Origin of the sequence: Blautia sp. DFI.6.71 (assembly GCF_020593585.1) — a bacterium.
Taxonomy (GTDB): Bacteria; Bacillota; Clostridia; order Lachnospirales; family Lachnospiraceae; genus Blautia_A; species Blautia_A wexlerae.
The window spans coordinates 75024-81804 of sequence record NZ_JAJDMJ010000015.1 but is presented as its reverse complement, the minus strand read 5'-3'; the positions used below and the strand labels follow the sequence as shown (position 1 = coordinate 81804).

Genomic DNA, 6781 nt, shown 5'->3' with positions numbered 1-6781 from the left:
AACAAAAAAATTGAATTTCTGGCTAATTTATACTTGACTTTTCATAGCTGGTCTCCTCGTATATTTGTACATATTCACAAAAGCCAAATAGATCAGCGGTAATTACTTTATTGTAAAATATTTAAAATTCCTATTTCACTACGTTCTGTCTATTTTCACAAAAAACTGCCGTGACACACCTTGCCTCAATCCAAAGTATAAAACAATAATAATGTACTCCGTTTAAAACATTTTTTCTCTGTCTGCAGCAAGTATCCCATTACTAACTTATCCCCATGTTCATCAAAGGTCAATGTTTTTTTTCAAATCCATAAAATCTCTCCTTAACGTAAAAAAGCTGAGCACAAGTCTCAGCTTGGTCCCCAATGTCAAAAAACACTGGGCAACTCTGTTGCATTTAGTATATCCACCCCTCAATAAACATGCAATAGTTTTTATTTTTTTTCGCATTTTCATCGTTACAAGTTCTACTACATTGCCTGTAAGTGGTCCCTTACTACTAAGGAATCCGCCCAACACCTTTGCCTTTATCCCACTTCCAGCCATGAGCCTTAGTAGTCTAAACCGTAGTAATTCCAAGACTTTCCGCCATATTATGCCGTACTCTGCCCCAGTCTGCGAGGGTATGCATTATCATAAAACTGGAGTGCCGTGGCAGACAAATAACACTCTTATCATTGCTTAAAACTCCTTGAAATGCTGTATTTACGCTGTTTGCAGGCATTTTCCGATAATCTTCAATCCTGTCATTTTCCTGTATATCACAGCATAAATTCGTATATTTTCTTATCCAAATTTAGTAACTTCTTAGTAATAATCAGCCTGGAAAACAGGCTTTCTAAGAACCTTATAATCAGATTATTCTTAATTCTTTTTTCTATTATTTTATCATACTATGCCAGTTTTGCAATCCTATTCATCTCTTCTTTTGCATCAATTAATCCCAGATGCGTATATACATTTAACGTAACCCCTATATCAGAATGTCCCATTAAATATTGGAGTGCTTTCGGATTCATTCCAGCTTTCGCCATATTGGAACAATATGTATGCCTGCATACATGAGGCGTGATCTTTGGCATTTGTTCCTCATGAGTACGATTATACTTTCCTAACGCCCACTGAAAATGTTTTTCCCAATGGAGTGCTACCTCAGGCATATCTTTTTTATCCAGGAATAAAAATCGACTATATTCATCTATAATCGGCTCAACCCTTACTTTTTTACGGTTTTTCACAATCTGTTCAAAACATTCATAAACTTCATCTTTAGAAGTATAGTAACAATATTTTTCCTTAAAATCAATAATAATACTTCATCTTTAGAAATTTTCGAGGATCAGAATGATTATTTATTGGGATAAAAAAACGAACAGCAAAAACAGAATAGGACAACGGGTAAAAGAATTACGAAAGGCTCATAATCTTACTCAGAAAACGCTCGCTGCCAAATTACAACTTGCAGGATATGATTTTAATGATCTGGCAATCCTGCGAATATCTTCTCGGTCTGACGGACGCTCCTGCAAAATAATTTAATTGTATTGCCTCCAATTATATGCTAAACTATGGATAGATACTTCTGAACAACATACACTATTTATAAACCGTATGATTGGAGTGATTTTATGGAATTAACAAAAAAAGTCCCTACAACCGATAAAAACCAGGAAAACAATCATCTTCTCTGCATGTTAGACCGGGGAATTGATGATATGGAAGCTGGTCGTGAATTGCCACTGGAAGATGCTTTTCGCAAAATCACAGAATTAAGGGATGCACGAAGAAATGCAAGAATATAAAATTATTTTAACCTGGGAAGCAATTTACGACGTCACAGACATTGCAGATTATATTGAAGAAGAATTCGGCCAGCAACGTGCTGACCGTTTTCAATCTGATCTGAAAGAACAAATGCAGAATTTAAGCCAGTTCAGTACTGCCTTTCCCCGAACTCAAATTCTGTACAGAGGATATTCCATACATAAAAGATCTTTTCCGCCATCTATTATTTTTTATATTATAATGGAAGAGACAAAAGAGATTCATATTCTCCGAGTGTTGCGCCATGAACGAGATTGGGAAAATATCCTGTTGCAAAGATCAACTTATACATATCCGGAATAAATAGCTGGAAGCCAATCAGAGATTTTTCTGAAAGGTATCCCTGGCCCTCTTATATTTTATAATTTCTTAATTTGACGCTTCCGCCTACTCCTGTTAAAATAAACTGTAGACACATCTATCCAAAACATCATACAGTCAAGTAATATAACTGTCATAACCGAACTGGTTAGACAGTTTTTTTGTACTCTTTTTTATAGAAAAAAACGAATTGGAGGATTTCAATGAGCAAACGTACCAGAATTCATCCCGTACAATTTTATTTGAATGATGACGAACAATACATTTTAGAAGAAAAATATCGTCTTTCCAGGATGAAAAGCAAATCTGCCTTTCTACGGAAAATGATCTTATATGGATTTGTATATGAAGTAGACTACTCTCATATCCGAAAAATGAATACCCTGTTGGGCAATATCAGCAGCAATTTGAATCAGATCACCCATCGTATAAACAGTACCAATACAGTTTACCCAAAGGACCTGGACGATATAAAGGAGTTAATGGAAAAATATGGCAGTTACAAAAATCCATGGTATCAAAACAACCGTTAATAAAGCAATAGAATACATCTGCAATCCAGATAAAACTGACCAGAATCTATATATTTCTTCCTTTGCCTGCTCTCCCGAAACAGCCGTTCTTGACTTTAAATACACTTTGGATCATACACATGACTGCAGAGATCCGCACAATACAAATAAGGCATTTCATCTGATTCAGGCATTTTCCCCTGGTGAAGTTTCCTATGAAGAAGCCCATCAAATTGGCAAAGAACTTGCGGATCGCTTACTGGAGGGAAAATACTCCTATGTTCTGACAACACACACTGATAAAGGTCATGTACATAACCATTTGATTTTCTGTTCTGCAGATAATATCACTTTTTCTCATTATCATGACTGTAAAAAGAATTACTGGAAAATACGAAATCTCAGCGACACTTTATGCCAGGAACATAACCTGTCCACAATTATGCCAGATGGTAAAAAAGGAATGAAATACAATGAATGAGCTGCAAATAAATCTGAATCCAGTAAAAAAGCGCAGCTGCGAAAAGATATCAACCAGACAATCCGAATCGTTTCCACTTACTCAGAATTTCTTGCATTTATGGAAGCTAAAGGATATGAAATAAAAAACGCAGAATTTGGCGAAAACAGCAGGAAATACATTACCTTTCGTTCTCCCGATATGTCCCGTCCAGTGCGTGGAAGTGCTAAATCTTTAGGAAAAAATTTTACTAAGGAACGTATCAAAGAACGTATTGAGAATAAACTCCAGAGAACTGCCATTTCTTCTGTTCGCAAGAAGTTAATAGACACCAACGCTCCCAATATAACAGGAAACATCGGCCTTCAGAAATGGGCAAATAAGGAAAATTTAAAGATTGTTTCTACTACATATGGCCAGATGCTTACACATAATCTACATAATTTTTCAGAACTTGAAAGCCGCATAACCTTGTTACATATGCAACAAAAAGAGGTAAATACCACTGTCGTCTCTCTTGAATCACAGATCCGACATCTTCGAGAACTGCTAAAATACGCTGAACAATATCAGAAAAATAAAATTTATAACGACCATTATAAAAGCTCAAAAGATTCGGATCGTTATTTCCGTAAATATGAATCTCAAATTATCCTTTTCGCTGGTGCCGAGCATATTTTACAGGAAAATGGTATAGACCTGAAACAGCTCAATACCAATAAGTTACAGGCTCAAATTTCAGAGCTTATTTCCAGAAAGAAGTCAATAAATACTCAATATGTTTCCTTTCGGAAAGAAATGAAAGAGTTGGAATTGATACATCAAAACTTGTCCAAGTATCTAAAACCGGATGATCCTGAAATAGAAAAATCTTCCCATAACAAACTTCCTTCTTTGTAAAACCATAATAATAGGCAGTGATTTCACTCGCTGCCTAAATTTCCGTTAAACCGATATCCTACACCTCGTACTGTTTGTATATATAATGGTTGTCCAGGATCATCTTCTATTTTTTCTCTGATATTGCAGATATGTCGCATAACCACATTATAATCACCGGAATAAGGTTCATTCCATACCAAATCATAAACCATTTCTTTTCCAAATATTCTACCTGGACTTTTCGCTAAAAGAAGTAAAATATCATATTCATATTTTGAAAGATGAACATCACTATCATTCTTTTTAACAATTCGTTCCTGTAGATATATTTTTAATTCTCCAAACCTTATAATTTCCGGTATGAATTGTTTTTTATGTTCCCAGCTAGTCAATATGTTTTCACTTATGCTTCCATTAGCATCTGTGATTCTCTCAATAATTTCTATCTTTTTCACCTTTATTGCCTCTACATTATTAATTTTATATTCTATATATCATCTGCCATTTGACTTTTTTCTTCTACAAGTAATATAATATATTTATTACATATGTAGGATTTAGCAGGAGGATTTTATTATGTCACTACCCCAAATTTCAGAAGCCGAATTTGAAGTTATGAAAATTGTATGGAAATATGCTCCCATCAATACAAATGAAATTACAGAAAAACTTACTCTAACTACCAGCTGGAGTCCAAAAACAATTCAAACTCTTATCAAGAGACTTGTTTCCAAAAAAGCTCTTTCCTGCGAAAAACAAAGCCGGGTATTTGTCTATACTCCATTAGTCCAAGAAGATGAATATATACGCCAGGAAAGCAATTCTTTTTTAAAGCGATATTATAATGGAAATCTTTCTTCTATGCTGGCTTCTTACCTTGAAGACGATAAGCTCTCTTCAACAGAAATTGATAACTTACGCCATTTATTATCAAAACATCAGAAATAGGAGGTTTTGAATGAGCAACTGGATTATCCACTTTTTAATCAGTAATATCTTCATATGTATTTTTACACTTGTAATAATCGGAACAAAAAAACTTCTGAAAAAATATTTATCTGCGGCTACACAGTACCATCTCTGTTTTCTTTTATTTTTACTACTTGCCGTGCCATTTTTTCCTGTACAGATTCATGGCTCACAACTTTTTTCATGGTTACATTTTTTTCAAACTGACTCAGGACTTAACTCTGGTACCGACACGCTATCCGAACTTACCAGTAATACACAAAATATTTTGTTAAACCAGGTGAATGATTTTTCAGTTTCCATCAGTAGTCAATTTTCTGGAGGCTTGAATACCATACTCTTTCTAATATGGATAACGGGTGTTATGATTATGTCAGTCCTCACCCTTCATTCATTAAACTATGTACGTTCCATAAAAAGATCTGCTCTCCCGCTTCAAAATCAGCAGGTAAAAACTATTTATTACAATTGTTTAAAGGAACTTAAAATCTCTCACCCAGTATCAGTCTACAGTACTGCATTTTTAAAATCACCAGTTTTAATCGGAATAATACATCCCAGAATTTACATTCCCATCCATTTAATTTCCGAACTGAATCCTGATGATATGCGTTTTATGCTGCTACACGAATTACAGCATTACCGTCACAAAGATACATTTATTGGCTTCCTCATGGTCATAAGTAATATACTCTACTGGTTTAACCCTTTTGTTTGGTACACTTTAAAAGAAATTCTCTGTGACCGTGAAATAGCCTGTGATTCTGCTGTATTGCAGATGATTTCTGCTGATGAATACCAAGCTTATGGAACTACACTGATTAATTTTGCAGAAAAAATATCCTCTTTTTCCTCTCCACTGGCAGTTGGAATGTCCGGAAATTTCAGGCAGATGAAACGACGTATTCTCAACATCGCCGTTTTTAGGAAAGAAACTCTTTATCAAAAAATGAGAGCATTGATAATTTATCTGGTCATTAGTGCTGTTTTTATTGGATGTACACCCATTTTATCCATTGATGCCTCTACTCAAAGCGTATATCATTTTAGTGATACAGACAAAAATATCTCCCTGTTAGATATATCCGAAACATTTGGAACATATGATGGATCATTTGTTTTGTATGACAATAATTTGGATTCCTGGAAAATATACGATCTTGAAGAAGCCACCAAACGTATTCCGCCAGAGTCTACCTACAAAATATACGATGCATTATTAGGGTTGGAATCCGGAATCATCACACCAGAACACTCTTCCATGACATGGAATGGTGATGCCTTTCCTTTTCCATCCTGGGAAGCTGATCAGGATTTAAACTCTGCTATGCAAAATTCCGTTAACTGGTATTTCCAGGCAATTGATTCGCAGCTCGGAATTAACAGAGTCCAGGAATTTTTGAATAAAATAGAATATGGAAACCAGACAACCAGTTCAAATCTGGATTTATACTGGTCCGATTTTTCATTAAAAATCTCGCCTTTAGAGCAAGTAACATTATTGAAAAAATTTAACACAAATGAATTCCATCTAAATTCCCAAAATGTATTTTCTGTTAAAAATGCTATAAAAATTGCCAGTACACCTAATGGTAATTTCTACGGAAAAACTGGAACCGGTCGTGTCAACGGACAGGATATCAACGGCTGGTTTATCGGATATGTAGAAACTTCCGATAACAGCTATTATTTTGCAACCAATATCCAAAGTGATTCTAATGCAACTGGCAAAAAAGCATTTGAAATCACTTCTGATATCTTAAAAAAATTACATATATGGAATTAACAAATATGAAAGGGCTGATAGTTGTTA

Annotated in this window: 8 protein-coding genes and 1 pseudogene; 7 read left to right on the top strand and 2 right to left on the bottom strand. The window is 34.8% G+C overall.

Going from position 1 to position 6781, the window contains the following annotated elements; genetic code table 11:
• Window positions 1-893 precede the first annotated feature (893 nt).
• Window positions 894-1307 (bottom strand): tyrosine-type recombinase/integrase, encoded by a 414-nt coding sequence (locus tag LJE12_RS08715; RefSeq protein WP_331466117.1) that lies wholly within the window; start codon window positions 1305-1307, stop codon window positions 894-896.
• A 321-nt stretch (window positions 1308-1628) separates the two neighbouring features.
• Here LJE12_RS08715 and LJE12_RS08710 point away from each other — a divergent pair, with 321 nt between their 5' ends.
• The 5 genes and pseudogenes from LJE12_RS08710 to LJE12_RS08690 all read left to right on the top strand — a co-directional run bounded on the left by LJE12_RS08710 (window position 1629) and on the right by LJE12_RS08690 (window position 4017).
• Window positions 1629-1802: a hypothetical protein gene (locus LJE12_RS08710; protein WP_195981437.1), complete on the top strand. Its 174-nt coding sequence runs from the start codon at window positions 1629-1631 to the stop codon at window positions 1800-1802.
• Window positions 1789-2127: a type II toxin-antitoxin system RelE/ParE family toxin gene (locus LJE12_RS08705; RefSeq protein ID WP_055059021.1), complete on the top strand. Its 339-nt coding sequence runs from the start codon at window positions 1789-1791 to the stop codon at window positions 2125-2127. Before LJE12_RS08710 ends, LJE12_RS08705 begins: the two co-directional genes overlap by 14 nt.
• Before the next feature lie 221 nt (window positions 2128-2348).
• Window positions 2349-2689, top strand: a pseudogene (locus LJE12_RS08700) (plasmid mobilization protein).
• Window positions 2638-3138, top strand: a complete 501-nt coding sequence (locus tag LJE12_RS08695) for a relaxase/mobilization nuclease domain-containing protein (RefSeq protein ID WP_227226332.1) — start codon at window positions 2638-2640, stop codon at window positions 3136-3138. The pseudogene LJE12_RS08700 and the gene LJE12_RS08695 overlap by 52 nt, the downstream one beginning before the upstream one ends.
• A gap of 99 nt (window positions 3139-3237) precedes the next feature.
• Entirely contained in the window at window positions 3238-4017 is a 780-nt protein-coding gene (locus LJE12_RS08690) for a hypothetical protein (protein WP_227226334.1), read from the top strand.
• A 23-nt stretch (window positions 4018-4040) separates the two neighbouring features.
• Here the strand turns inward: LJE12_RS08690 and LJE12_RS08685 are convergent, their stop codons facing one another.
• Window positions 4041-4454, bottom strand: a complete 414-nt coding sequence (locus LJE12_RS08685; protein ID WP_055152993.1) for a winged helix-turn-helix domain-containing protein — start codon at window positions 4452-4454, stop codon at window positions 4041-4043.
• A 118-nt stretch (window positions 4455-4572) separates the two neighbouring features.
• Here LJE12_RS08685 and LJE12_RS08680 point away from each other — a divergent pair, with 118 nt between their 5' ends.
• The gene (locus tag LJE12_RS08680; RefSeq protein ID WP_026077000.1) at window positions 4573-4947 is read left to right on the top strand and encodes a BlaI/MecI/CopY family transcriptional regulator; all 375 of its coding nucleotides are present in this window, start codon (window positions 4573-4575) and stop codon (window positions 4945-4947) included.
• Between the two features lie 10 nt (window positions 4948-4957).
• Window positions 4958-6754, top strand: a complete 1797-nt coding sequence (locus LJE12_RS08675; RefSeq protein ID WP_021650354.1) for a BlaR1 family beta-lactam sensor/signal transducer — start codon at window positions 4958-4960, stop codon at window positions 6752-6754.
• Window positions 6755-6781 lie beyond the last annotated feature (27 nt).

Excerpts from the sequence above, each read along its gene's own strand:
- LJE12_RS08710 (WP_195981437.1), top strand. The coding sequence starts at position 1,629 with ATGGAATTAACAAAAAAAGTCCCTACAACCGATAAAAACCAGGAAAAC.
- LJE12_RS08705 (WP_055059021.1), top strand. The coding sequence starts at position 1,789 with ATGCAAGAATATAAAATTATTTTAACCTGGGAAGCAATTTACGACGTC.
- LJE12_RS08695 (WP_227226332.1), top strand. The coding sequence starts at position 2,638 with ATGGCAGTTACAAAAATCCATGGTATCAAAACAACCGTTAATAAAGCA.
- LJE12_RS08690 (WP_227226334.1), top strand. The coding sequence starts at position 3,238 with ATGGAAGCTAAAGGATATGAAATAAAAAACGCAGAATTTGGCGAAAAC.
- LJE12_RS08675 (WP_021650354.1), top strand. The coding sequence starts at position 4,958 with ATGAGCAACTGGATTATCCACTTTTTAATCAGTAATATCTTCATATGT.